1 protein-coding gene and 1 pseudogene are annotated in these 337 nt (G+C 50.7%); one reads left to right on the top strand and one right to left on the bottom strand.

Going from position 1 to position 337, the window contains the following annotated elements; genetic code table 11:
• A partial coding sequence (locus FHC51_RS22795; RefSeq protein ID WP_220436790.1) for an integrase core domain-containing protein occupies positions 1–214 on the top strand: 214 nt, incomplete at its 5' end.
• Here FHC51_RS22795 and FHC51_RS23135 read toward each other — a convergent pair.
• A pseudogene (locus tag FHC51_RS23135) lies at positions 214–337 on the bottom strand (IS21 family transposase); the annotation flags it as partial. The gene FHC51_RS22795 and the pseudogene FHC51_RS23135 sit on opposite strands and share 1 nt — an antisense overlap.

Raw genomic sequence — 337 nt, 5'->3', positions numbered from 1 at the left:
CAGCCCAATGGAGCGCTTCTTCAGGAGTCTGAAGAACGAATGGGTGCCAGCGACGGGCTATGTAAGCTTCAGCGATGCAGCTCACGCAATAACGGACTATATCGTTGGATATTACAGCGCACTAAGACCGCACGAATATAATGGTGGGTTACCACCAAACGAATCAGAAAACCGATACTGGAAAAACTCTAACGCGGTGGCCAGTTTTAGTTGACCACAACAGTTTGCGGTTTCAACATCGACGGTGATCCCCATCGGACGCAGGCGTGTCATTAACGGGATATAGAAGCTGTTGCGGGCGTACTGCACCATCCTCTCCACCTTGCCTTTAGTCTGC

Source organism: Leclercia sp. EC_58 (genome assembly GCF_019584355.1).
GTDB lineage: Bacteria > Pseudomonadota > Gammaproteobacteria > Enterobacterales > Enterobacteriaceae > Enterobacter.
The sequence above is the reverse complement of the archived record's forward strand: the minus strand, read 5'-3'. Positions and strand labels throughout refer to the sequence as shown.